This window comes from Kribbella sp. (assembly GCF_035687465.1).
In the GTDB taxonomy this organism is placed as follows: Bacteria; Actinomycetota; Actinomycetes; order Propionibacteriales; family Kribbellaceae; genus Kribbella.
On record NZ_DASRXP010000217.1, the window covers coordinates 1 to 24454 of the forward strand.

The 24454-nt window shown below is 68.1% G+C and carries 27 protein-coding genes; 16 read left to right on the forward strand and 11 right to left on the reverse strand.

Annotation, left to right across the window (positions count from 1 at the left end):
- Positions 1-701, reverse strand: a 701-nt coding sequence (locus VFG33_RS10905; protein WP_325025127.1) for a hypothetical protein, incomplete at its 3' end; no start/stop codon positions are given.
- Between the two features lie 61 nt (positions 702-762).
- Between VFG33_RS10905 and VFG33_RS10910 the strand changes: the two genes are divergently transcribed.
- Complete coding sequence (locus VFG33_RS10910; protein WP_325025129.1) at positions 763-1740, forward strand: helix-turn-helix transcriptional regulator; 978 nt, start codon at positions 763-765, stop codon at positions 1738-1740.
- Here the strand turns inward: VFG33_RS10910 and VFG33_RS10915 are convergent.
- Entirely contained in the window at positions 1728-2213 is a 486-nt protein-coding gene (locus tag VFG33_RS10915; protein ID WP_325025131.1) for a MarR family transcriptional regulator, read from the reverse strand. The two genes, VFG33_RS10910 and VFG33_RS10915, sit on opposite strands and share 13 nt — an antisense overlap.
- A gap of 54 nt (positions 2214-2267) precedes the next feature.
- Here VFG33_RS10915 and VFG33_RS10920 point away from each other — a divergent pair, with 54 nt between their 5' ends.
- The gene (locus VFG33_RS10920) at positions 2268-2906 is read left to right on the forward strand and encodes an NAD(P)-dependent oxidoreductase (protein ID WP_325025133.1); all 639 of its coding nucleotides are present in this window, start codon (positions 2268-2270) and stop codon (positions 2904-2906) included.
- 20 nt (positions 2907-2926) lie between these two features.
- Positions 2927-3418, forward strand: a complete 492-nt coding sequence (locus tag VFG33_RS10925; protein ID WP_325025135.1) for an anthrone oxygenase family protein — start codon at positions 2927-2929, stop codon at positions 3416-3418.
- Between the two features lies 1 nt (position 3419).
- On the opposite strand, the gene VFG33_RS10930 is transcribed toward VFG33_RS10925, so the two are convergent.
- Positions 3420-4496, reverse strand: coding sequence for a P1 family peptidase (locus tag VFG33_RS10930; RefSeq protein WP_325025136.1), 1077 nt, complete (start codon positions 4494-4496; stop codon positions 3420-3422).
- Between the two features lie 19 nt (positions 4497-4515).
- On the opposite strand from VFG33_RS10930, the gene VFG33_RS10935 reads away from it, so the two are divergent.
- From VFG33_RS10935 to VFG33_RS10955, 5 genes are read left to right on the forward strand one after another with little or no spacing between them, the layout of a single operon-like run.
- A complete protein-coding gene (locus VFG33_RS10935; RefSeq protein WP_325025138.1) occupies positions 4516-4869 on the forward strand; it encodes an MBL fold metallo-hydrolase in 354 nt (117 codons plus the stop codon).
- Positions 4870-4902: 33 nt separating this feature from the next.
- Positions 4903-5085, forward strand: coding sequence for a hypothetical protein (locus VFG33_RS10940; RefSeq protein WP_325025140.1), 183 nt, complete (start codon positions 4903-4905; stop codon positions 5083-5085).
- A 40-nt stretch (positions 5086-5125) separates the two neighbouring features.
- Positions 5126-5389: a phosphoribosyl-ATP diphosphatase gene (locus tag VFG33_RS10945; protein WP_325025142.1), complete on the forward strand. Its 264-nt coding sequence runs from the start codon at positions 5126-5128 to the stop codon at positions 5387-5389.
- 48 nt (positions 5390-5437) lie between these two features.
- Entirely contained in the window at positions 5438-6283 is an 846-nt protein-coding gene (gene hisG / locus VFG33_RS10950) for an ATP phosphoribosyltransferase (protein ID WP_325025143.1), read from the forward strand.
- A gap of 7 nt (positions 6284-6290) precedes the next feature.
- Positions 6291-6731 carry a PH domain-containing protein gene (locus VFG33_RS10955; protein WP_325025146.1) on the forward strand — a complete coding sequence of 147 codons (441 nt, stop codon included), beginning with the start codon at positions 6291-6293 and terminating at the stop codon, positions 6729-6731.
- On the opposite strand, the gene VFG33_RS10960 is transcribed toward VFG33_RS10955, so the two are convergent.
- Positions 6728-7618 carry an aldose 1-epimerase family protein gene (locus VFG33_RS10960; RefSeq protein ID WP_325025148.1) on the reverse strand — a complete coding sequence of 297 codons (891 nt, stop codon included), beginning with the start codon at positions 7616-7618 and terminating at the stop codon, positions 6728-6730. The two genes, VFG33_RS10955 and VFG33_RS10960, sit on opposite strands and share 4 nt — an antisense overlap.
- Positions 7615-8736, reverse strand: coding sequence for a LacI family DNA-binding transcriptional regulator (locus VFG33_RS10965; RefSeq protein ID WP_325025150.1), 1122 nt, complete (start codon positions 8734-8736; stop codon positions 7615-7617). The genes VFG33_RS10960 and VFG33_RS10965 overlap by 4 nt, the downstream gene beginning before the upstream one ends.
- Positions 8737-8881: 145 nt before the next feature.
- Between VFG33_RS10965 and VFG33_RS10970 the strand changes: the two genes are divergently transcribed.
- From VFG33_RS10970 to VFG33_RS10995, 6 genes are read left to right on the forward strand one after another with little or no spacing between them, the layout of a single operon-like run.
- On the forward strand, positions 8882-10507 hold the full coding sequence (locus tag VFG33_RS10970) for an FAD-dependent oxidoreductase (RefSeq protein WP_325025152.1): 1626 nt from the start codon (positions 8882-8884) through the stop codon (positions 10505-10507).
- Between the two features lie 45 nt (positions 10508-10552).
- Positions 10553-11872, forward strand: a complete 1320-nt coding sequence (locus tag VFG33_RS10975; protein WP_325025154.1) for an extracellular solute-binding protein — start codon at positions 10553-10555, stop codon at positions 11870-11872.
- Complete coding sequence (locus VFG33_RS10980) at positions 11869-12792, forward strand: carbohydrate ABC transporter permease (protein ID WP_325025156.1); 924 nt, start codon at positions 11869-11871, stop codon at positions 12790-12792. The genes VFG33_RS10975 and VFG33_RS10980 overlap by 4 nt, the downstream gene beginning before the upstream one ends.
- Complete coding sequence (locus VFG33_RS10985) at positions 12789-13688, forward strand: carbohydrate ABC transporter permease (protein WP_325025158.1); 900 nt, start codon at positions 12789-12791, stop codon at positions 13686-13688. The genes VFG33_RS10980 and VFG33_RS10985 overlap by 4 nt, the downstream gene beginning before the upstream one ends.
- Positions 13685-14545: a peptidylprolyl isomerase gene (locus tag VFG33_RS10990; protein WP_325025160.1), complete on the forward strand. Its 861-nt coding sequence runs from the start codon at positions 13685-13687 to the stop codon at positions 14543-14545. The genes VFG33_RS10985 and VFG33_RS10990 overlap by 4 nt, the downstream gene beginning before the upstream one ends.
- Positions 14546-14573: 28 nt before the next feature.
- Positions 14574-16898 (forward strand): carbohydrate binding domain-containing protein, encoded by a 2325-nt coding sequence (locus VFG33_RS10995; RefSeq protein ID WP_325025162.1) that lies wholly within the window; start codon positions 14574-14576, stop codon positions 16896-16898.
- Positions 16899-16974: 76 nt separating this feature from the next.
- On the opposite strand, the gene VFG33_RS11000 is transcribed toward VFG33_RS10995, so the two are convergent.
- Positions 16975-17625, reverse strand: coding sequence for a uridine kinase family protein (locus tag VFG33_RS11000; protein ID WP_325025164.1), 651 nt, complete (start codon positions 17623-17625; stop codon positions 16975-16977).
- Positions 17612-18130, reverse strand: a complete 519-nt coding sequence (locus VFG33_RS11005) for a hypothetical protein (protein ID WP_325025167.1) — start codon at positions 18128-18130, stop codon at positions 17612-17614. Before VFG33_RS11005 ends, VFG33_RS11000 begins: the two co-directional genes overlap by 14 nt.
- A 120-nt stretch (positions 18131-18250) precedes the next feature.
- On the opposite strand from VFG33_RS11005, the gene VFG33_RS11010 reads away from it, so the two are divergent.
- Positions 18251-18745 carry an SseB family protein gene (locus tag VFG33_RS11010; protein WP_325025169.1) on the forward strand — a complete coding sequence of 165 codons (495 nt, stop codon included), beginning with the start codon at positions 18251-18253 and terminating at the stop codon, positions 18743-18745.
- On the opposite strand, the gene VFG33_RS11015 is transcribed toward VFG33_RS11010, so the two are convergent.
- The 3 genes from VFG33_RS11015 to VFG33_RS11025 are packed head-to-tail and all read right to left on the reverse strand — an operon-like array spanning position 18731 to position 22382.
- On the reverse strand, positions 18731-21208 hold the full coding sequence (locus VFG33_RS11015) for an FtsX-like permease family protein (RefSeq protein ID WP_325025171.1): 2478 nt from the start codon (positions 21206-21208) through the stop codon (positions 18731-18733). The two genes, VFG33_RS11010 and VFG33_RS11015, sit on opposite strands and share 15 nt — an antisense overlap.
- Positions 21205-21945, reverse strand: coding sequence for an ABC transporter ATP-binding protein (locus tag VFG33_RS11020; RefSeq protein ID WP_325025173.1), 741 nt, complete (start codon positions 21943-21945; stop codon positions 21205-21207). Before VFG33_RS11020 ends, VFG33_RS11015 begins: the two co-directional genes overlap by 4 nt.
- Complete coding sequence (locus tag VFG33_RS11025; RefSeq protein ID WP_325025175.1) at positions 21942-22382, reverse strand: hypothetical protein; 441 nt, start codon at positions 22380-22382, stop codon at positions 21942-21944. The genes VFG33_RS11020 and VFG33_RS11025 overlap by 4 nt, the downstream gene beginning before the upstream one ends.
- A gap of 171 nt (positions 22383-22553) precedes the next feature.
- Between VFG33_RS11025 and VFG33_RS11030 the strand changes: the two genes are divergently transcribed.
- On the forward strand, positions 22554-23270 hold the full coding sequence (locus tag VFG33_RS11030; protein ID WP_325025177.1) for a TetR/AcrR family transcriptional regulator: 717 nt from the start codon (positions 22554-22556) through the stop codon (positions 23268-23270).
- On the opposite strand, the gene VFG33_RS11035 is transcribed toward VFG33_RS11030, so the two are convergent.
- Positions 23267-24436: a glycoside hydrolase 5 family protein gene (locus VFG33_RS11035; protein WP_325025179.1), complete on the reverse strand. Its 1170-nt coding sequence runs from the start codon at positions 24434-24436 to the stop codon at positions 23267-23269. The genes VFG33_RS11030 and VFG33_RS11035 overlap by 4 nt on opposite strands.
- Positions 24437-24454: the final 18 nt, after the last annotated feature.

Sequence of the window (24454 nt, forward strand, 5' to 3'; positions counted from 1 at the left end):
TAGATCGCCCAAGATCCCGCCTCGACGTCATACAGCCGTACGGTCAGGCCGTCGAAATCCTTGGTGGGGAAGAAGGTTTCGTCCACGCAGACGGCACCGTTGAACAACGTGTAGCAGGTGGACGTCCCGGGATACGAGGTCCACTCGTCGCTACCGGTCAGCGGCGACAACAACTGCCGGTGCCGCACGTCCCACTCGCCGACGAAGAAGTCGAAGTCGCCGGTCACCTTCGGGATGTCCAGCAAAGGCGGTTCGCTGACTCGCCGGGTCAGATCCATCGTCCAGTTCACCTGCCACTCGCCGGCCACGGAGTACGCCTGCTCCCAGTGCGCCGTCTCCGCGGTGATGTCCGACCAGGTAAGCCGGACCGGAATCTCTTGGCCGTCAACGAGGTCCACGCCGAACAGCGTGCAGCTCCCGTCGGCCCAGGCGCCGCGCACCGGCGGCTGAAGCTGCCCGGTCCTGCTGTTCACCCAGTAGACCGTCCACTCCTTCGCGGCCGGGTCGAAGAGCCGGAGCGATAGCCCGTACGACGCCTTGCTCGGGAATCGTGATTCGTCGATGCTCACGGCTCCGTCGTGGTGAGTCCGCCCGCTACAGGTGCCGACGTACTCCTCCCACTCACCGGATGCTGTCAAGACGCGGTTCACGACGTCGAAGTGCCCGGTCAGGAAGTCGAAATCGTTGGTCAGTTTGCTCATGACCAGAGCTTGTCGTTGAAACCTGACACCGAATGGCAGTGTTTAGAACTAGTCTCGAACCATGCGTTCAAGCCGCTTGCTCTCGATCCTCCTGCTGCTCCAGACCCGCAGGCAGCTGACCGCGCGCGAGCTGGCCGATGAGCTGGAGGTGTCGCTGCGGACCATCTACCGCGACGTCGAGGCGCTCGCCGCCGCTGGCGTTCCCGTGTACGCCGACCAGGGGCGGGCAGGGGGATACCGGCTGGTCGACGGCTATCGCACCAAGCTGACCGGCCTCACCGAGCAGGAGGCGGCCGCGTTGTTCATGGTCGGCATGCCCGGTCCGGCCGCGGCGCTCGGGCTGACCGAGCAGACCAGCGGAGCAGAGCTGAAACTCCTGGCAGCGCTAGCACCCGACCAACGTGATCGGGCCGGCCGGCTGAAGAACCGCTTCCACCTCGACATGCCGGCCTGGTACCGCGACGCCGAGGACTCACCCCACCTCGCCGCGATCGCCGAGGCAGTACTGCACGACCGCCGGATCAAGGTGCTCTACCGCCGCTGGGAGGCGCCGCGCGAAGTCGAGCGCACCCTCTCGCCGTACGGACTCGTCCTCAAGAACGGCAGCTGGTACGTCGCGGCTTCGTCCTCCGGCAGCGAGATCCGGACCTATCGGGTCTCCAACATCCTCGACCTGACCGCGACCGAGGAGACCTTCACCCGGACTGCCGGGTTCGACCTGCCGAAGTACTGGCAGCAGCATCTCGACCAGTTCGAGGTACGCCGGTTCACCGGGCACGCGCTGGTCCGGATCGCGCCGTCACTCGTCCGACAGTTGGCCGATCTCTCCGCGCCCTTGTTGCTCAAGGCAATCACTGACGCCAAAGCGGAGCCGGCCGACGACGGCAGCATCACGGTCGAGGTCCCGATCGAGTCCGTCCCCAACGCGGCCACCCAACTGATCCGCTTCGCCGGCGACCTCGAAGTACTGGAACCTCCTGAGCTGCGGGCCGAACTGACCCGCCTCGCCCGCACCATCATCGAGCGCTACGAGTCCTGACCCAGCTTGCCGACGGACGAGCGACCGGCGTCGGCGCTGCGCTGGAGGAAGCCCGTGATCAGCTCGAGTTCCGCCGCGGTGTAGCCGGCGCAGACCTCGTCCATGGCGCTGTTCATGCCGCTGTAGAGGCGGTACACCTCCCGATTCCGATCCGGCAGCACCCTGATGCTGACGCTGCGCCGGTCGGCCGAGTGTCGATCCCGGGCGACCCAGCCGCCGCGTTCCAGCCGGTCGAGGATGCCGGTCAGGGTCGCCGGATGCAGGCCGACCTGGCGCGCGAGGGCGCTCGGCGTCAGCGGACCGTTCTGGGCGAGCACGTCCAAGCAGTCCAGGTCGATGTCCTTCAACGCCAGCTTGCCGCCGATCTGGTGGTTCAGCAGGGCGAGCTCGACCCGAAGGTCGCGCAGCGCGGCCTTGATCGCAGTACCGGCACGACGGCGCTGACGGAGGTCGTTAGGTTCTCTTGGTTCCATATATTATGATTCCCATACTATATGAGTTGCAGCTGACATGAAGGACGGTACCGGATGAAGATCACGGTTTTCGGGGCGACGGGCAGGATCGGCGGCGAGGTGGTGCGGCAGGCACTGGCGGCCGACCACAAGGTGTCGGCGGTGGTGCGCGAGTCTTCGCGGTTCGACCTCGAGCACCCGTCGCTGGAGGTGTTGCGGGTGTCGGGCCTGACCGACGCCGAGGTGCTGCGGCCCGCGCTGGACGGCAGTTCGGCGGTCATCTCCGGGGTCGGCGCGCGGGGTCGCAAGGACGGCCCGGTCGCCACGGACAGCACCCGCTCGATCCTCGCCGCGATGTCCGCGGCCGGGGTCCGGCGCATCGTCGCGGTCAGCGCGGCACCGCTCGGACCGGTTCCGGAGGGCGACAGTTTCCTCAACCGGCGGATCATCCTGCCGTTCTTCAGCGCCTTCGTCGCCGACGTGTACGCCGATCTGCGGGTGATGGAGTCCGACATCATGGCCAGCGGGCTCGAGTGGACGATCATCCGGCCGCCGAAACTGAACGACAAGCCGGAGACGGGCGAGTACCGGATCGCCATCGGCGGCAATGTCGCCCGCGGCTACTCCATCTCCCGGGCCGACGCCGCCCACCTGATGCTGGCCGCCCTCGACACCCCGGCGATGCTGAACCAGCCCGTCGGCGTGGCCTACTGATGCCCACCTTCGTCCGTTGGGTGAGCCTCTTGTTCTCCGGGCTGTTCGCCGGCTTCCTGCTCGGGGTGCTCGTCCTCGAGTTGTCCTTGCGGGACTACGGAGCCGCGGTCTACACCCAGGTGCGCCAGGTCGAACTCGACTCACTCGACACGCTGGCTTCAGTGACGTTGATCCCGGCGCTGGTCAGCACGCTGATCGTCGTTGTGTTCACGATGAGGGCCAGAGGCAACGACCGGTGGCTGGTGCTGGCGGCGTTCGCCTTGCTGGTGGTGGTGTTCGCCACCACGTTGGCGGTCAACCTGCCGATCAACGGCGATCAGGCCGACTGGTCGGTGCAGACTCCGCCGTCGGATTGGGCGAGTGTGCGTGATCACTGGCAGGTCGCCCATGCGATCCGCACCGTCGCGGCAGTGCTGGCGTTCGGCTCGTTGGTCGGAGCCACGATCGCCCGTACGGCGCAACGTCGTACTGGGATCGCCGGCGCGATCCGCCCCGTGGCTGAGGTTCGGTGACTCAGGGGCGGGTGCTGACGGTCCTCAGCAGGGTCTCGTGGGAGACGGCGTGACGGGTGTTGCCGCGGAAGCCGGTGATGGTGTGGGCCATCGTGAGCGAGTTGAGGAGGGCCTCTTCGACTGACTCCATGGCGGCCTGGAATACCGGGCGGAGGTCCCGCTCGGGCAGCGGCGGTCGGTCCGAGTTGGTGGCGAAGGCGATTGCGTAGTCACCGCTTCCCGGGGCGAAGTCCGAGCCGACGCGGCCCATCGCGAAGACCGCGCGTCGCGCGACGCGGCCCAGTTGCCTCGCATCCAGGGGCAGATCCGTCGCCACCACGATCATGCAGGAGTTGCCGCCTGGCTCTCCGACGGAGTCCGCCGGGATCGGGTTACCGAGGACTGTCAGGATGCCGGAGAAGTTGGACTGCACCAGCGCGCCGACGGTCCCGGCGCCCGCGTCACCCGGGACCACGCGGGACGAAGTACCGATGCCTGCTTTGAAGTCGAGGGCGGCTGTGCCGGTGCCCGCGCCGACGCAGCCCTCCGCGGGGAGGCCGGTTGAGGCTGATGAGAGCGCGTGGAAGACGTGGTCGGGGGTGATCGGGCGGCGGCGGATGTCGGAGAGGAAGCCGTCGTTGGTCTCGCCGACCACCGGGTTGAGGCTGGTCGCCGCTGGATCGAGGTCGAGCAGGTAGGTCAGCAAGGCGTCGGCGACGCGGAACACTGACAAGGTCCCGGTCAGCAGGATCGGGGTCTCGAGCACGCCCAGCTCGTCAATCTGCGTGGAGCCCACCAGCTTCCCGTATCCGTTGCCTACGGCAACTGCTGCCGGCAGGGTGGCCTGCCGCCCGCCTCCCGGGGCGGCGGCCTGGTCCGCGCCGCCCGCGGCTGCAGGGACGATCGCCGTCACGCCTCGCTCCCCGCCGCCCAGGGCGGTTGGGACGATTGCTGTTACGCCGGTGTGTAGGTCGGCGCCGTTGTCGATGGTTGTGTGGCCGACCCGGACGCCCGGTACGTCGGTGATCGCGTTGAGCGGGCCGGTGGGCAGGGTGCCGGGGATGATCCCCAGGTCGCGGATTCTCGCGGGCTTCTGCATGCCGACTATCGTCGGGCAGATGGTCGAGAAGTTGCAGCACGTCAACGGCCGGGTCTGGATTTATCCGCATGATCCCGACCCGGACGCGGTCAGAGCTTCGGTCTCGGTGATCGCGGATGACCGTGGCAGCGTGGTGATCGACGCGGGCAACAGTCCGGCGCATGCGCGGGAGATCCAGCGCGCGATCGCCGACCAGGGGCTGCCGGTGCCGCGCTGGCTCGTCTACACCCATCACCACTGGGATCACACCTGGGGCGCCTGCGAGTGGGACGACGTCGAGGTCGTCGCGCACGGGCAAGTCAGCCTCGGCCACAGCGGCGAGGGCCATGCACGGGCAAGACAACCTCAGCCACTGCGGCGAAAGCCCGCCTGACCCCTGGGGTCGTCTTGCCCGTACAGGACCGGGGTGGACCTCCGCTTCGTGGGGGGAAACCATGCGCCCGACTCGGTCGTCGCGGTGGTCCCGGACTCGGGCGTGATGCTGCTCGGCGAGCGTCACGCCTGGTACGTCGACGCTCACTCGGCGCCGCGCCGGCTGGCTGCCGCGTCCCAGGAGGCCGCCGGCGAAAGTCCGGCCACCGAGACCTGAGCGCGACCGCTCACCGGCCGACCTCTAGGCTGGGCGGGCGATGAAGACCTTTGACGAACTCTTCGCCGAGCTGGGCGAGAAGGCGCTGACCCGACCGGAGGGCTCCGGCACGGTGGCCGCGCTGGACGCCGGCGTGCACGCGATCGGCAAGAAGCTGGTCGAGGAGGCCGCCGAGACCTGGATGGCCGCCGAGTACGAGGGCAAGGAGCGGGCCGCGGAGGAGCTGAGCCAGCTGCTCTACCACGCGCAGGTGATGATGCACGCGCTCGGCCTGAGCCTCGACGACGTGTACCGACATCTGTAGGAGCGACTTACAGATCACCGGTTCACATCTCACAGATTGGCCATTGCCATGCTGCGCGTCGCAGTACCGAACAAGGGCTCGCTGAGCGAGGCCGCCACCGAAATCCTGAGCGAGGCCGGCTACCGGCAGCGCCGGAGCACCAAAGACCTGTCCCTGACCGACCCGGACAACGGCGTCGAGTTCTACTACCTGCGCCCGCGCGACATCGCCGTGTACGTCGGCGAGGGCACGCTCGACGTCGGGATCTCGGGGCGCGACCTGGTGCTGGACTCGCACGCCGACGCCGACACCATCATGGAACTCGGCTTCGGCGGCTCGACCTTCCGGTTCGCCGGGCGGCCCGGTCTCGCGGAGTCGGTGAAGGACCTGGAAGGCAAACGGATCGCGACCTCGTTCGCCGGGATCCTCGGCGATCACCTGGCCGAGCACGGGGTCAAGGCCTCCGTGGTCCGGCTGGACGGCGCTGTCGAGTCCGCGGTCCAGCTCGGCGTCGCGGACGTGATCGCAGACGTCGTCGAGACCGGTACGACGTTGCGCCAGGCCGGGCTCGAGGTGTTCGGCGAGCCGATCGTCAGGTCCGAGGCGGTGCTGATCAAGCGCCACGGCGTGGAGCAGCCGGCCGGGCTGGAGCAGCTGGTCCGCCGGCTGGAAGGCGTCCTGGTCGCGCGCAACTACGTGATGATGGACTACGACATCCGCGCCGAGGCGGTGGAGGCGGCGAACGCGATCGCCCCCGGCCTGGAGTCGCCGACGGTCTCGCCGCTTCATCGGGAAGGCTGGGTCGCCGTCCGCGTGATGGTGCCCCGGGCCGAAGCGCAGCGGATCATGGACCAGCTGTGGGACATCGGCGGCCGGGCGATCCTGACCACCGACATCCACGCCTGCCGGATCTGAGTCCGCGATGACCGCCAAGGCGCTGTGGACCTTTCACCCGTGGATCGTGGCGATGATGTCGTGCGCGATGGGGTTGTCGCTGATCGCGATCTTCGGGGTGATCTGGTTCCGGCTGCCGGGTGAGTCGCGGGACACCTTCAGCCTGTTCCAGCGGCTCACGCTGCTGGCGTTCTTCGGTGCCGTGCTCTGGATCCTCTACCGGATGGCGACTGTCCGGGTCACGGCGTACGACGACGGCCTGCGGGTGCGGAACGTCTTCAAGTCCTACCGCTACGGCTGGGCCGAGGTGAAGGCGCTCCGCTTCCGCGCGGGCGATCCGTGGCTCCAGCTCTTCGATGCCGAAGGCAACCGCCTCGGCGTCCTCGCGGTTCAGGCCTCCGAGGGAGCCCGTGCCAGCCGCGCCGCGAAAGAGCTCGCCACCGTCGCCCGCACCCACGGCGCCGGCTAGACGCTGACCCTGAAGGTCGTGCTGTGCTCGTCGCCGGGCTTCAGCACGACCAGGTGGTCGCCGCTGCGGTAGGCGTCCGGTGGGCACGTCATCGGCTCGACCGCGAGCCCGACGCGGCCGATCGCATTCGCCGTATAGAGCTGCATCCACGGCGTATCGCTGCTGAGCACCGCCCTGTTCCCGCTCTCCGGATCGGTCAGGGTGACCAACCACGTCGCGGGCAGTCCGGTGAACGCGTTGTCGATGTCGAGATCCTGGATCTTCCGCGCCTTGCCGAAGTCGTACTGCGATCCCTCCACCGGACTGAGTCCCACCGGCGCCAGCCGATCCGGCGTCACCTCGAGCCAGCTCTGCGCGCTGAACTCCAGCTCGCACTCGTCGATCTTCCGCCCGACGGTGAGATAGGGATGCGTCCCATACCCGTACGGCGCATCGCCCGCGCCGACGTTCTTCGCCGTCGCGGTGACTGCCAACCCGGAGTCGGCGTCGAGCTGGTAGCGGATGGACAGCTCCAGTTGGTGCGGATACCCCGGCTGCCCGTGCAACCGGTGCGCCACCTCGACCACCGACTCGTCGATCCCGTCGTCGACGCGCTCCCAGTTGGCCCACCGGGTCAGCCCGTGGATCGCGTTCAGCCGGGCCGGCTCGGTCAGGTACAGCTGCTGCTCGACGCCGGCGAAGGTGTACTTGCCATCCGTGATCCGGTTCGGCCACGGGAACATGTGCTGCCCGATCCCCGCCCGCGCCGCCTCGTCCTCCCCGTACCCCACGACCACCTCGCGCTCGCCGTACGCGAGCCCGCGCAGCCCACCGCCGACACTCACCACGGTGCCGGCGTACTCTCCGGCACGAATTCCCCACTGCTCCCCGGACGGCAGAATTCTCATAGGTCCAATCCTGCCGGACGCCCGGAGCGGGCGGGTGGGATGTCCAGGGTTCCGGCCTCACGCAGCGAACACGAGAGTGTGGTGTGCAGTGGGGTGCGGGCAGGATCGCGCAGCAGCCGAACGAGGAGCGCGACCGCCTCACGGCCCATCTCGCGGCGCGGGATCGACAACTCGGTCAGGTCGGCGACGCCCGGGACCTCCGGAGTTCCGCTGAGCCCGACCAGGGAGAAGTCGGACGGGACCGACATCCCCTCGGCAGCCGCCGCCTCGCGGATCGCGACGGCCGCTCCTGAGCTCTCCACCACGAGCCCGGTCACGCCGGTCTCGCGAAGCCAGCGCAGCACCTCGCGCTCGTCGGCGAGGACGGTCGGTGCCGCGTCGGCCGATCCACCGAGCGCGGCCGTGTGCGCGACCAGCCGGGGGTTTCCCGCGGCTCCCTGCGCGAAACCGGCCCGTCGGCCGGGCACCGGCTCGTCCGGGGTGACTCCCTGGGTGATCAGGCCGATGGTGCTGTGTCCCAGTGCGGCGAGGCGGTCCACGATCGAGGCGGTGATGTCGACGTAGTCCGCGCCGGCCCAGGACGCCTCGACGCCGTCGATGCGCCGTTCGCCGACGAAGACGAACGGGTAGTTCTCCGACTGCAGCCGGCGGATCTGCTCGACCTTCTCGTCCCAGCCGAGCAGGATCCCTCCGTCGGCGAGCTGGAGGCCGTTCGCCCCGGTGGGGAACAGCGACCGTGCCCCGCTCTCGTCCTTCGCGGCGCAGAGCATCAGCAGGTTGTAGCCCGAGTCCTCGGCCGCCTCCTCGATCCCGACCAGGAACTCGTAGAAGAAGTCCTCCTGCAGCAGCGGGAACAGTCGCTGCCAGCTGAAGACACCGAGCAGCTTGTTCGCGCCGCGGGCCAGGTTCCTGGCGGCGATGTTGGGGGAGTAGCCCAGCTCCCGGATCGAGTCCAGGACCCGCAGGCGGGTCCGGTCACTGATCCGGATGTTGCCGTACTGGCGGTCGTTGATCACCGACGAGACGATGCCGACCGACACGCCCGCGTGCTTGGCCACATCGGCCTGGGTCGGGCGACGGGCCCCGCTGCCCGGGCCGGACGGCGCCGACGAAGTCATCCCCTCACCTCCGCAGCCGACCTCTTTAGACCGAGAGGCTACCCGCATTCACCCGCAGTGCCGCAACTGGTCGGGTTCTGGGCCTTGACCGCAATACGTAATGCGCCACTATCATCGGCCGGAGACACCTGCAGAAGGAGTACGAGTGACGGAGTACAAGGCTGACGTGGCGGTCATCGGCGGCGGGCTGGGGGGCGTGGCAGCGGCCCTGGCCGTGCTCGCCGCGGGACGGCGGGTGGTGCTGACCGAGGAGTCGGACTGGCTCGGCGGCCAGTCGACCAGCCAGCTCGTTCCACCCGACGAGCACCCCTGGGTGGAGGCGATCGGGCGCACCCGCAGCTATGGCGCTTTCCGGGACCGGATCCGCGACCACTACCGGCGGAACTACCCGCTCCGGCCCGAGGCGGCGGAGGACCCACGGCTGAATCCCGGAGCCGGGTCGGTCAGCGTTCTCACCCACGAGCCGCGCGTCGCGGTGGCCGTGATCGACGAGATGCTCGCTGCCTACCAGGTCGATCGGCAGCTCGTCATCCTCAAGCAGGCCGTGCCCACGGCCGCGGACACCGACGGGGACCGCGTTCTCGCGGTCACCCTCGAGAACCGGACCACGGGTGACCGCGACATCGTCACCGCGCCGTACTTCATCGACGCGACGGAACTGGGCGACCTCCTCGAGTTGGCCGGGGTCGAGCATGTCATCGGCGCGGAGTCGGGGAAGGACACCGGCGAGCTGCACGCTGTCGACGGCCCGGCGGCGCCCTTGGACCAGCAGGCCATCACCTGGTGCTTCGCGCTCGACTACCTGCCTGGTGAGGATCACACGATCGACCGGCCGGCGAACTACGACTTCTGGCGTTCGTACACGCCCGACTTCTGGCCGGGACCGCTCTTCAGCTGGACCGACGTCCTGCCCACCACGCTCGAGACCCGCACCGAGGGACTGCTCGCGGACGGCCGATCGGCGCGCGGCGGGGTCGCCCGCGATCGGTGGAACTTCCGTCGGATCATGTCCGTCGGGCACTATCCGCAAGGGCGTTACGAGTCCGACGTCACCGTCGTGAACTGGCCCCAGGTCGACTACTTCCTCGGCCCTCTACTGGGAGTGAGCGCGCAGGAACGCGCCCGCCACGAGCTGGCCGCGAAGGAGCAGTCGCTCTCCTTCCTGCACTGGATGCAGACCGAGGCGCCCCGTTTCGACGGTGGAACCGGCTATCCGGGCCTTCGCCCGCGGCCCGACATCACCGGAACGGCGGATGGTCTGGCGATGCGTCCCTACATCCGTGAGTCCCGCCGGATCCTCGCCGAGACCCGAGTGGTCGAGGAGCACCTGGGGGTCGAGGCCCGGGGGCTGGCCGGTCTGCCCGACGGCGCCGAGGTGTTCGGCGACTCGGTCGGGGTGGGGTCGTACCGGATCGACCTGCACCCGTCGACCGGCGCCGAGGGGAAGCCCCGCACGTACGTCGACATCTCCAGCTACCCCTTCCAGATCCCGCTCGGGGCACTCATCCCGGAGCGGGTCGAGAACCTGCTCGCCGGCGCGAAGAACATCGGTACCACGCACATCACCAACGGGTGTTACCGGCTGCACCCGGTCGAGTGGACCATCGGCGAGGCGGCCGGCGCGGCCGCGGCCTTCGCGCTCGACGCGAACGTCGTGCCGCGAGCCATTCGCGCCGACGAGCAGCGGCTCACCGACTTCCAGCGCCTGCTCACGAACGACCTGGGCTTCCATCTGTCCTGGCCCGACTACGCCAGGACAGTTCGCAACTGACTTCCGCGGCGGCACCAGCCGCCGCACACAGATCGAGGAGAAACGATGGCCGATTTCCGCTCCCTGCGCGTCGCGGCGTGTTGTGTCGCGCTCGCGCTGGTCGCCGCCTGCTCATCAGGCGGCGGCGCGGGTGAAACATCTGGTGACACGTCCGGCGGCCAGCTGACCGTATGGTTCCCGGGCACGGACCCGGCGGAGTCCGCCCTGGTGAAGGATTCCCTGGTCCCGCAGTTCGAGAAGAGCACCGGCGCCAAGGTCGACGTCACCTACGTGGACTACGCGAACCTGAGCAACAAGCTCGCGGCCGCGTTCGCCGCCGGCACTGCGCCGGATGTCTTCGGCCATGGCCCGGCGGCGGTCGCGGACCTGGTCGTCAACGACAGGCTCGAACCACTGCAGGCCGACGTCGACGCCATGAGCCAGGCCGATCGCGACGATCTTGCCGCCGCCCTGCCTGGTGGACAGGTCGACGGCAAGCAGTACCTGATGCCGTTGCAGATGCAGGGCTGGGTGCTCGCCTACAACAAGGACGACTTCAAGGCGGCCGGTCTCGACCCGGAGAACCCTCCGAGTACGTGGGAGCAGTTGCGGGAGGACGCGAAGAAGCTCACCGTCCGGGACGGCTCGGGCAAGATCACCCGCTCCGGGCTGCTGCTGGCGACCGACCCGATCGGGCGTGAACAGTCCTTCGCCACGCTGATCGCGTCGGCCGGTGGTTCGCTGATCGACACGTCGGCGAAGACCGCGTCGTTCGACTCGCCGCAGGGGCAGAAAGCGCTCGACTACTACGTCAGTCTCTTCAACGGTCCCGACGCCGTTGCAACTGGCCTTGGCACCAGCTTCTCCGCCAACCCTCCCGCACAGCAGCCACTCGTGCTGGGTACCGCGTCGATCACCCTGCTGGCCGCCAACGGAGTACAGAAGGTCGTCAAGGCCTACCCCGGCAAGCACATCGGCATCATCCCGCCGCTGAAGTTCGAGGGCGCGGACCACGGTGCCGCGTTCGGCGGGGCCGGACCCGGCCTGATGATCAATGCTGACTCCAAGGCCAAGGAGCTGGGCTGGAAGTTCATCGACTTCATGGTCGGCAAGGACGTGAACTCGCAGTACGTCCAGTCCTTCGGGGGGATCCCGGTACGCGGTTCTGCCGCGTCCTCGGCGTACGTCACCTCGTCGCCGGTGCTCACCGCGGTGGTCAAGGCGGCGCCCGAGTTCGTCCCCAACCCCAACGTCGCGGGCTGGGTCCAGGCGCGCGACAAGATGGACGCCAACCTCGAGGTGGCTCTCAACCGCAAGGCGTCGCCCCAGGACGTGCTGAAGTCGATGGCGTCGGACGTGAACGACGTGCTCAAGAAGAGCCAGTGAGCCGGTCGACACCAGGGGTTACAGCGCTGCCGTCACCACCGGTACGGCGGCGGCGCTGGACCCGCACCCAGTTGGCGGGGCTCGCCATGGTCAGTCCCGCGGTCGTGTACATCATCGTCTTCAGCCTGTTCCCGGTCCTCTACGGGCTGCGGATCAGCTTCACGCAATACAACCCTCTCCGCCGTAGCGGGCCGCAGTGGATCGGTCTGGACAACTACACGGCGCTGCTGCACTCGAGCGAGTTCGGCAAGGCGCTGGGCGTCACCGGTCTCTTCGTGCTGATGGTGCTACCTGCCACCATCGTCATCGCGACAGCCCTGGCGCTGCTGGTCAACCGGCCCTTCCGGGGTGTGGGCGTGGTGCGAGCCGCCCTCTACATCCCGAACATCGTGTCCTTGACCGCGGTCTCGATGATCTGGCTCTGGATGTACTCCCAGAACGGCCTGTTCAACGAGGTGCTGACCGGGCTCGGGCTGCCCGCCCAGGACCTGCTGCACAACGAGAACACCGCACTGGCCGCCGCTGCCGCGATGCGCGTCTGGAAGGCGCTCGGCTCCAACATGGTGCTCATCCTCGCCGGACTGCAGAGCATTCCGGAGGAACGGTATGAAGCAGCAACGGTGGACGGCGCCACGGCGTGGCAGCGCTTCCGCTATGTCACGCTGCCGGGCTTGCGACCGACCCTGGTGTTCGTCGTTGCCATGGACATCATCTATCTGGCGCAGAGCTTCGCCGAGATCTACGTGCTGACCCAAGGCGGTCCGCTCGGCTCGACCACGACCGTGAACTACCTCATCTACACGACGGCCTTCCAGTACAACCAGTTCGGCTCGGCCTCGGCGATGGCCTTCGTCCTGTTCGCCTTCGTCGCGGGCTTCGCGCTGCTCTCCACCCGCGGTATCACCGGGAGGCGAGGATGACGCCGGTCGGTCGCCGCGGCGGGACGCCAGGTGTCTCGCTGTCGTTCCGCGCGGGGTGGAGCCGCTACGCCCTCATCGCGGCGGCCACGGTGCTCGTGCTGGTGCCGTTCGCGTGGATGGTGTCCATCGCCTTCACTCCCGCCGACCGCGCCTTCGGCTCGGTCGGCCTCATTCCGCAGAACCCGACGCTGGCGAACTTCCAGGCGGCGCTGACCCAAGTGGGACTGGTCCGTGCCCTCGGCAACTCACTGCTCGTCGCGCTGGCGGCGGTCGTGGTCAACTGCCTGGTCGCACCGCTGGCCGGCTACGCCTTCGCCCGGCTTCCGTTCACCGGCAGCAGGATCCTGTTCGTGGTGATCATCGCCACGACGGCGATCCCGGTGTCGGTGACGCTGATTCCGCTGTTCCTGATGACGAAGTCGTTCCCGCTTGCCGGCGGCAACGACATCCTCGGCCACGGTGGCAACGGGCTGCTCGACACGTTGCCGGCCGTGACGATCCCGCACCTGGTCGGAGCGATGAACGTGTTCCTGGCCCGTCAGTACTTCCTCGGCATGCCACCAGAACTGGCAGAGGCCGCCCGGGTGGACGGGGCGAGCGAGCTCCGGATCTTCACCCGCATCCACCTGCCGCTCGCCCGACCGTTGATCGCGATCGTGGCGATCTTCTCGTTCACGGGCACCTGGGACGACTTCCTCTGGCCGCTCGTCACCACGTCTTCGAGCAAGAACTACACCGTCCAACTCGCGCTCGTGCAGTTCAACTCGACCGGCAACGTCCAGTACGGCGCCCTGATGGCCGGCGCGATCCTCATCACCCTGCCGGTGCTCGTGGTGTTCCTCTTCAACCAACGCTCGTTCATCGCGGGACTCGCGGAAGGCGGTAGCAAGGGATGACGAGAGGCCGGGCTCTGCTCGTGGTCGTCGCCGTGACGGTGGCGATGATGACGGCCGCCTGCGGCCGCAGTACGGACCGTGGCGGGGCCGGCCAGGAGCAGGCGCTGGTGGTGGGCGGGCAGGTCGTCACGCCTGAGGAGCTGAAGACTTATGCCGACGCACACTCGATCGACCTGACCACGGACGTCGGCCTGCAGTCCCTGGTGACGGGTGTCGTTCGCTTCAAGGTCGTGCAACAGCAGGCCCAGCAGCGAGGTCTGATCGGGTACGTCGACTACGCCGGCTTCCTCTCCGACGTGCAGCGCAAGAACAGCAGCAACGAACAGGCGATCCAGGACGGCAAGGCGGTCTACGGCGTCTCGCAGTACCAGCCGTCGACCTATCTCTCGTATCTCGAGAGCAGTCTGCAGCACTCGCTTCAGCAAGCTCTGGTCGCCGAGAAGCGGATCGCTCCGAGCGAGAGCGACCTCCGGGCGTTCTACGACCAGCGCAAGGAGCAGTACGCCAAGAAGGTCGACACCATCTCGCTCGCCCTGGTTCGCCCGTCAGCCCCCGTGCAGACCATCACGATCGATGACCAGAACGCCTACACCTACTCGAAGTACCGGTCCGCTCTCTATGAAGTCGCCGTGCGGTTGAAGCCGGGACAGACCGGGCCGGTGGTCGGCGACACCGAGGGTGGAGCACTCCTCGCTCGGTGTATCAGCCGGAAGTCCGCGGGCTACAAGACCTTCCAGCAGGTTCGCGAGGAGATCACCCAACGCTTCACAGACGAGCAGTTCCAGCGGTACCTCGACTCCCTCACGACCGCGGCCGAGGTCGTGGTCAGCCCGCGACTGAGAGATCTCCTGCCCTGACCCCTTGCACGACGATGTGGAGGAACCAGTGAAAACACCATCCGCCCACCTTCATCCGACTCGCAGGCATCGCCGACTCCTCGCAGTACTCGTGGCTGCCGCCCTGGTGGTGACAGCACCGACCTGGAGGGCATCACCAGCTCACGCGGCGACCGCCCCACCGGACCTCGCGACCAACGGGAGCTTCGAGGCGGCGACCGTCGACCCGTGGGTCCAATACCCGGCGAACCTGGTGGTCGTCCGGTCGAGCAGCACCGGCCCGGGTCTGGCCACCGAGGGAACGCACTTCGCCGACTTCCCGACCGGATCCAGCCTGTCCCAGCTCATCACCGGCCTGAAGACGAACCAGGAGTACGTCGTCACCGGCTCGATCCGGGCGGACAGCGCAGCCGACAAGTTCTCCATCGGCCTGCGGTACTTCGACTCGCAGCATTCCGGTGTCGTGGAGAGCGAGAAGAAGTACGCGTTCTCGCAGACCTGGACACGAGTCGAACTGCGGTTCAAGACCGACGCCACGCACTCCGCGGTCGGGATCCTTGCCCAGAACAACAGCACGGCGGGGCATGGCTTTCTCGACAACATCCACCTGTACGAGGTCACGCCGGCGCAGGGGATCACCTCCCCAGGTAACATGACGTACTACGTCTCCAGCTCCGGTGGCTCCGACACGAACGACGGCCGTTCGCCGACGACGGCCTGGAAGTCGTTCGCGAAGCTCAACGCCAGCACGTTCAAACCAGGCGACAAGATCCTGCTCAAGGGCGGCGACACCTGGACCGGCACGACCTTGCAGCCGAGAGGGAGCGGGGCGCCGGGAGCGCCGATCACCCTGGGCAAGTACGGGGACGCCACTCTTCGCCCGATCCTCAATGCCGCGGACGACGAGACCAGCCTGAATACCCTGGACCTGGTCAAGGGGGTCGACAGCCACGTCATCGACTACACCCAGTCCTTCAACACCTCCGTGTACCTGTACAACCAGCAGTACTGGACGATCCGCGATCTCGACGTCAGCAACCACGCCGAGGGGTTCACGGATCCGAACGGGGACACGAAGCTGCGCAGCGGCATCCTGGTGATGAACGACAACGCGGGAACCCTGCGCTCGATCTCGGTGCAGAACAACGAGGTCCATGACGTGCTGGGCAGCAGATCGCAGAAGACGTATTGGGGCGGTGCGGGCATCATCTACACCGTCATGCTCAAGCGTGCCGACGTGAGCACCCCGTCGAACTTCGACGGCGTCCTGGTCGAGGGCAACTACGTCCGCAACACCAACCGGCAAGGGATCGTCACCAACTCCCGGCAGAACCTGCGGGCCGACATCGACAACACCGGCAACCTCGAGGACCCCGTCGCCAAAAGGTGGTCGCCCTGGTACCCGAGCAAGAACGTTGTCATCCGCAACAACTACGTCAAGAACGTGGCCGGCGACGGCATCCTGCCGCAGGTGACCGAGCGGGCTCTGGTCGAGCGGAACACGGTCGACGGGTTCAACCAGCGCAGCGGAGGCGCGAGCGCGGGGATCTGGGCCTGGAACGCGGACCACACCGTCTTCCAGTTCAACGAGGCGTTCGGCGGGAAGACCACGCAGGACGGGCAGGGGTACGACCTCGACTACGGCCAGACGGGCACGATCTACCAGTACAACTACTCCCACGACAACGACGGCGGGTTCATGCTCGTGTGCTCACCCGGCCAGGGGAGCAAGGCCAGCGGTCCGGGCAGCGGAGTCACCAGTCAGGACGGCGTCGTCCGGTACAACATCAGCCAGAACGACAAGGCTCGTACCTTCATGTTCAGCGGGTACTCCGATGGCACGCTGATCTACAACAACACGCTCTACCAGGGACCCGGCATCAACGCGCAGCCGATCAACTTCTGGGCCTGGAGCAAGACGTATCCGACATCGGTGTCGTTCTACAACAACATCTTCTACCTGCAGAGCGCGGGAACCTGGAACTACCAGGACCAGGGCTTGTGGATGCAGAACATGAAGTTCGACAGCAACACCATCTTCGGAGTGCACACCACCGGTGAAACCACCTTGGACGCCAACTTGGTGACGACTGACCCGAAGCTCGTCGCGCCCGGCACCGGGACGACAAATACTCCTGCGGGTGGCGACTATGTCGCGCCGTCACTCGACGGTTACAAGCTGGCACCGGGATCACCTGCCATCACCAGCGGCAAGGTGATCGAGACCGGAACGGGGCTGACGATCGACGGCAAGACCCCGAACGGCGGCCGCGACTACTGGGGCACCCCAGTCCCCCCAGGCGCAGTACCGAACCGCGGTGCCGACAACCGAAGCCCGGGCAAGTCCGCAATACACCGCCGCCCGCACCGCTGATCCACCGGACCGGCGAATGGAAGCAGTTGGCCTGCCCAACGGCTGCTTCCATTCGCCCCGCGCGGAGTACTGGGTGTCAGGAGGCGGCTGAGCTGTCGGGGGAGAGGTTGACCGCCTTGGTGAGGAGTTCGGTCTGCTGGTCGTGAGGCTGGGTCGGGTTGCCGTCGACGATCACGTTGGCGCGGTCCCTCGTGCCCTGGCCGGCGAAATGGTCGCGCTCCCAGCGCATCCAGTCGAGCCAGTGGTCGCGGAGGGCCTCGCCGTCGCGTTCGATGCCGCGGTCCAGCCGGACCTCGTTGGTGGTCTCGATCCAGACCCGCAGCGACTGCCAGGGATCCGCGTCGCGATCACTCGACGTGACGCCTTCCACGATCAGCAGATCGAGCGTCACCGGGACGACGTGCAACTCGGCGTAGGCCGCGAGGCCCCAGTCGTAGCGGCGGTAGCGGCCCTCCCGGCCGTCGGCGAGACGCTTCAGCACGTGGTCCCGGAGTAGTCCGAATCCGCGGACGGCGCCGTCCCACCCGTCGTACAGGTCGTCCATGTGCAGGACGAGGGTGTGCAGGCCGCGGGCCTCGGCGCGTGCGGCGAACCGGGCGGCCAGGGTCGTCTTGCCGGAGCCGGCGGGACCGTCGATGCTGATCAGCCGGGTCCGGCCGAGTCTGGCCGGCGTCGCCTGGACGTGGTCCAGCAGGCTGTCGATGGTCAGGATGTCAGTTGATTCCATGGCGCTTCAGGATGTCCTCGATCTCGTCGAACTCCTCCGACGATTCCTGACCCTTCGCCGCCTTCGGGGCCTTGGCGGCCTTGGCCGGCTTCGCGGCCGGCTTGCCGGCGCTGGCGGGCTCAGGCCCGGTCGCGGTCAGCTCGCCCACGGCGGCGGACGGGGTCTTGGGCTTGGCTGCCTTCTCCGGTACTGCGCCGCCGCGGCGGCGCATGGCCACCCCGGACACGACGTACAGAACGACCGAAACGCCGAACAGGGCGACGCCGGCCCACACGGTGGGGGAGAAGATCAGGTGCGCGACCCAACTGCTGACGGACTTCACCACGTCCCAGAGCAGCTCGAGCAGCCCGGTCAGGTACAGGGAGACGGGCAGCAACGACCAGGCCACTCCACGGGTCCCGGCAGCGAGCCCGCGGCGCCGCCAGGCGGCCCACGAGCCGATCAGGCCGAGCAGCGTCAGGCCAACACAGAACGGCAGCAGCGTCAGATCATTGAAGTCAGGCACATACCCAGGCTCGCACAGGTCGCCACGGAACCAAGCCCGGATCAGCCCTGGTACCACCCTGAAACCCGGCAATCGGAACCCGCACTGCCCGGATCGGGGCGGGTGCAGGAGAATGCGGGGGTGCAACCAGAGCGGCGGCTGGCCTTCACCGGGTTCGATGACGATGACGGGACGGCGGATCCGGCGCTTGCGGCGGCCCTGCTGAGCCGCGATCAGGGCGCGATCCTGGCCGCGCTGACGAAGGCGCGGTTGCTGGTGCCGGTGGTGGCGATGCTCGGCGAGGTCGAGTACGACGACCAGGGGCTGGCGCACGACAAGACGTCCGACATGGCTGTCGCGTTGCTGCAGGGGCAGGATGGGCGGAACGCGCTGCTGGCTTTCACCAGTACGGACAGTTTGGCCCGGTGGAGTCCCGAGGCCAGGCCTATGCCGGCGCAGTCACAGTTAGTAGCCACTGCCGCGATCCAGGAAGGCGCCGCCGCCATCGTTCTCGATGTCGCCGGGCCTGCGCCCGGAGTACTGGAGACAGATGACGTACGGCGCCTCGCCGCCGGCCTGCAGGTGGTTCGCCTGGAGGACGGCGGCTACGGCTGGATCACTTCAGCCGGCGGGTGAGCTGACTGCGTCCATCGGCTTGGTGCGCATCGCGAGGCGGGCGGTGATGCCGGTGACGGGCAGGACCAGGACCAGGACGATCGCGACCCAGCCGAGCAGAACCCAGATCGGACCTGACGGGATCGGCCAGCCTCGGGTGGCGATGGCGATCGGGAACACACTGAAGGCCGCGGCGACCACTCCCAGCACGAGTCCGAAGGCCGCGATCACCAGGTTCTCCAGGTAGAGCATCTTCGATACCTGCTTTCGGGTCGACCCGGTCAGCCGCTGCAGGCCGAACTCCCGCCGCCGCTCGAGGACGGCGACTGCGATCGTATTGATCGAGGCGATCGCGGTGTAGGCGATGGCGATCGCGGCCAGCAGGTAGCTGATCCAGGCGTCGATCCCGAGCCCGGCGTCGTAGTCGGCGGACAACCGGTCACGCTCCCCGACAGTTGCCCCCGGCCACTGCTGCAGGTCGATCGCCTTCAGCACGTCCTTCGGCTCATCGGTCCGCAGCAGGATCTGCGTCGGCAGGCCGGCGGTGGCGTGCGCGGCCAGCAAGGTCGAGGGCAACAGGATCGACTCGTAGCCCGAGGTCCCTTCGACCAGCGCGACGATCTTCAGCTTGACCAGGGCATCGTCGCCGAGACGGAGGCCGAGCTGGTCTCCCACGCCGACCTTCAGGTTCTTCGCCGCGCCGGGAGGCAATGCGACCGTCTGGCCGGTCAGGTCATCGAGCGAGCCCGATCGCACCTTCCCCTTGTAGACGGGCCCGTTCAGCCCGAGCAGCGGCCAAGGATCGCTCGTGTGAGTGGTGTCGAACGGTTCCTCGATCCATCCCTTGCTGCGCACCAGTTCGGAGGCCCCTGTGACACCTGCCGTGCCCCTGACAGCGTCGAACAGCCCGTCCGGGATACCACCCGCGGTGCTGGTGATGACGACGTCCGCTGAGAGGTTGTCCGTGTACGCCTCGACCGCCGCCCGCTGCTGGGTGGTCTGCGAGTAGATGTTGCCCAGGGCAATCGCCGTGGCCAGCATGATCGGCACCAGGATCGCGGCGAACTGCACCGCCCGGACCCGGAGGTTGATCGCCGCTAGCATGCCGCTCGTCCCGCCGCGCTGCTCGAGCCAGCCGGTGATCCGCGGCGTGAGCATCGCCCGGATCACCACCGGCCCGAGCACGGCGACCGCGATCGAGCCGGTGAGGACAGCCGGCCCACCGATCGCGGCGGCGTTCGTCGGGCTCATGAAGATGGTCGAGACGCCGACCCCCACCGTCGCGACGGCGAACACCGCACCGATGATCAGGCGGACCCGGCCGACCACGACCGGCGGTACTGCGGCCTCCGTGAGCGCCTGGATCGGCTTGATCCGGGCAGCCCGGCCGGCAGCGAATCCCACAGTCACGCGAAGTACCACCAGAGTCAGCAGGGCGGCTCCAGCGAAGGGAAGCGGACCCTGGTCGAACCGCAGCGCGGACGGCACGATCCCGTTGTCGCTCAGCATCCCGAAGATCCAGGTCCCCATCGTGCGGCCGAGCAGCAGCCCGGCGATCAGGGCGAGTACGGCGACCACCATCGTCTCGGCGACCACCATCTTGTGCACCTGAGCGGGCGTGGCTCCGCTAGCCCGGAGCAGGGCGAGTTCCCGGCGACGCTGCCGGACGGACAGCCCGATCGTGGCGGATACGACCAGCGCCATCACCACCGCGACCATGCCGCCGAAGACACCCGACAGAATGATCAGCGGCAGGCTCGTCGCGATCCCGGAGAACTCGGCCGCGCCGCGCTCGTCCCCGGTCAGGGCCGAGACGCCAGCCGGCAATTCCAGACGCTCGGCGAGATCGCGAGCGGACGTACCAGGCGTCGGGAAGACCCCGATGGTGTCGATCTTGGACGTCACTCCCCGGACGTCCACGGTCGAGAAGAACACGGACGGTACGTCGACCCGCTGACCAGGGGTCGCGACACCGGCGAGCACGAACTCCCGGGGAACGCCCTGCACGATCACGTTCACCCGGTCGCCCGGCTTCGCAGTACCGGCCAGACGTCGGTCGAGGACCACCTGGCCGGCGGCGGGCGCGGTACCGGCCGTCAGCTTGTACGGCGTGAGCTCGGCCGAGGTCCAGCCATGACCGGTCAACGTGTCCTTGCCCGGAGCAACCACAGCTGGGAACGACACGTCAGGAACCACCTTCGCTACGCCCGGCGTACGGGCGAGCTTGTTGGCGAGAGCGGTGTCGACGCCGTGCCGTTCGGGGTAGGCGACGGATCCCGAGCCGTTCGGTGGGTGGTAGGCGGGACGGCCGGTGACAAGGATCGGAGCGGCGGCCAGGCGCTGTGGCGCCGCGTTCAGTCGCAGCCCAGTCTCGAGCAGTCCGCCGGCCGCGCTCATCAGCGAACTGCCCAGGACGACGGCGATGAAGATCGCGAGGAAGGCCGCGGTGCGGAACCGCAGACTGGAAAGAGCTAACCGGATCATGTCGTCACCTTCAGGCGGGAGAGTTTCGCGAGTTCGGCGGCAACCGACTCGGCTGTCGGAGCAGGCGATTCCGAGACGATCTGGCCGTCGACCAGGAAGACGACGTTGTCGGCGTACGAGGCGGCGACCGGATCGTGGGTGACCATCACGATCGTCTGGCCGGCGGCCCGCGCCTGGTCCCGCAGCAGGGTCAGGACTTCGAGCGCGGTCTGGGTGTCCAGGGCACCGGTCGGCTCGTCGGCGAACGTGATCGCCGCCCGGCCGGCCAGCGCGCGGGCGATCGCCACCCGCTGCTGCTGACCGCCGGACAGCTCGCCCGGACGGTGCCTGGTCCGGTCGCCGAGGCCGACGCGCTGGATCACCTCGGACACCCAGGCCTGGTCCGGGAAGCGGCCCGCCAGCGTCATCGGGAGGACCACGTTCTGCCGGACGGTCAGCGCGGGCATCAGGTTGAACGCCTGGAACACGAAGGCCACGTGTTCCCGGCGGAGTTCGGTGAGGGCGGTCTCGTTCAGGCCGTGCAACGGGATGCCGGTCAGGTGGACCTCACCCGCGGTGGGCTCGTCCAGTCCGGCGGCACAGTGCAGCAGCGTGCTCTTGCCGGAACCGGACGGACCCATCACCGCGGTGAAGGTGCCTTCGGTGAAGGAGTAGCTGACACCGCCCAGCGCGGTGACCGCGCTGGGCCCGGTGCCGTACACCTTGCGGACTTCCGCGAGCTGGACAGGAGCGGTCATCGGCTCGCCTTCGCGTCCAGGACGGACCTGCGGTGGTACGACTCGTTCGTCCACCACAGGATCGCGACGCCCAGACCCAGCCCGAGGTCGGACCAGAGCCACCAGGGCCCGTCGAAGTGGCCGAAACACGCCAGAATCACCCAGATCACGAACTGGATGACGCAGACCGCCAGCCAGCCGGCCGTGGCGAACCGCAGCGCGAGGGTCAGCCCGGACGGCGGTACGGCGTCTTCCAGGCCGGCGAAGACCTGTCGCAGCTCACCACGGACCTGAGCGGTGTCGAGCTGTTCGTGCCGGTCTGCCGCCTGGCGTGCGGTCAGCGCACCCTGGCGGGCAGCGCTCTCGAGCTTGGCGTGGGCGGCCTGCTTGTCGGTGGAGCTCAGCGGCAGTTCATCCGGTGCCAGCAGGGGGCCGAGGGTGGCGTTCAGGGTGTTCATGAGGGTTCCTTCCTCCGGTGTTTCTCGGTGTCCGATGTGAAACACTGTATGGGCTGAACAGTTTCACGATGGAGGGCGCTGGAACCCGTTTCCGCGGTGGGTCTAGGTCCCCCACCCGCGGGGTGTCAGGCCTTCCTGTGCAGAGAGCACCGGGTGCGGAAGGATGGAGGCATGGGTCAGGACCGCGAGCAGTTGCCGCCAGGGCTGGCGCTGGCCTGGGGCGTACACCCCGTGCAGCGCCGCGGACCCAAGGCGGCCTTCACGGTCGAGCAGATCGTCGCGACCGGGATCGCGTTCGGCGACAGCCAGGGGTTCGAGGCGATCTCGCTGCAGAAGATCGCGGCGCACCTGGGCGTCAGTACGAACGCGATGTACCGGTATGTCAGGTCGAAGGACGAGCTGATCGTGCTGGTCGCGGAGACGGCCTGGGGCCGGGCGCCCGAGCTCGCCGCCGACGGGTGGCGCGAGGGGGCGCAGGCCTGGGTGTATGCCCAGGTCGAGCGCTATGCCGAACGGCCGTGGCTGCTGGACGTCCCGATCCGCGGTGCGCCGGCGACTCCGAATCTGCTCAGCTGGGTCGAGGTACTGCTGCAGATCCTGGACGACACCGGGCTGAATCAGCACGACAACCTGGGCTGCGTGCTGCTGCTCGACGGCTACGTCCGCAGCTACGCCAACCTGGCCCGGCAGCTCGAGGCGAGCGATTCCGCGCCGGTCCAGTCAGCCGAAGTCGGCGCCTTCCTGGTCCCGCGACTGGCTGCCGGCGACTACCCGATGCTGACTGCTCTCTATACGAACCAGGAGTACGAGGACGGCCTCGACGACGATCTCGAGTTCGGCCTGACCCGCATCCTCGACGGCATCCAGACCCTGATCGACTCGCGTTAGGCGGGGAAGACGATGCGGACGGCGGAGTGGGCGCGGGCGGCGACCCAGGAGAGGTGGAAGGGGCTGCCCGGGGCGATCTCGGCGCGGCGGTGGGGCTCGGTGCGGAGGTCGACCGGGCTGACCAGGGTGGTCGCTGGCTGAGCCTGTACTCCGGTGGAGCGGATCTCGGCGATCACTTCGGCAAGGGCGTCGGCCGCCGGTTTGCGCTGGTGGTCGACGGTGAACAGGCCGAGGTCGTACTCCCGGTCCGGGAAGTCCAGCAGCCGCCGGTCGATGTCGTGCGACGACCACCAGGTGATGCCGAACAGTGCCGGGTTGTGCACGACCGCCTCGACCGTTCGCCGGGTGAACTCCGCCTGCAGGTCCACCGGGATGTCAGGCCCCGGTACGCCGATCTCCTGCAGCCAGACGGGTCTGTCCGGATCGGTCGAGGTGGCTACCGCGAGCTCGACCAGGTAGTCCGCATGCGTCAGCGTGGCCGGGCCGAGCGGGCCGTCCACCCGTGAGACCCCGTTGAAAACCCACGAGTGAACGGTGCTCAGCTCACCCAGATCGACCACGTCGACCGGGAGAAAAGGGTGGTTGGGCTTGTACCAGGCGTCGTCGAACACCGAGTGCAGCGCGAGCACGTCCGGAGCCGCCTTCTTCACCGTGACCAGCAGGTCCTGCGCCCAACTCGTGGAGGACTCGGGCGTGGTCGTGCTGTCGGGCCACAGGTTGTTCACCTCGTTCCCGAGGGTGATCGCGAAGACGTTCGGCCGGGTGGCGACCGCGCGCGCCACCGCCTCGGCGTACGCCGTCAGGCCGTCGCGGACGATCGGGTCCTCGAACAGGCTGGCCCGGTGCCAGGTGAGCACCCAGGAGGGCAGGAAGTCGAAGCTCGACAGGTGACCCTGGATCAGGTCGACCGCGACAGAGAGCCCCACCTCGGCGGCGGCGTCGATGGTGTCCAGCAGGTCGGAGATCGCGCGCTCCCGGATGATGCCCCGGTTCGGCTGGATCCACGGCCAGATCGGGAACACCCGGACATGGTCAAGCCCGAGCGCGGCCAGGTCGGCGAGGTCGCGGCGGACGGCCGCTGCGTCGTAGTCGAGCCAGCTGTAGAACCAGCCGGCCGACGGGACGTAGTTCGCGCCGAACCGCGGCAGGACGGGATCCAAGAGCATGCGAGGATGCTAAATCGG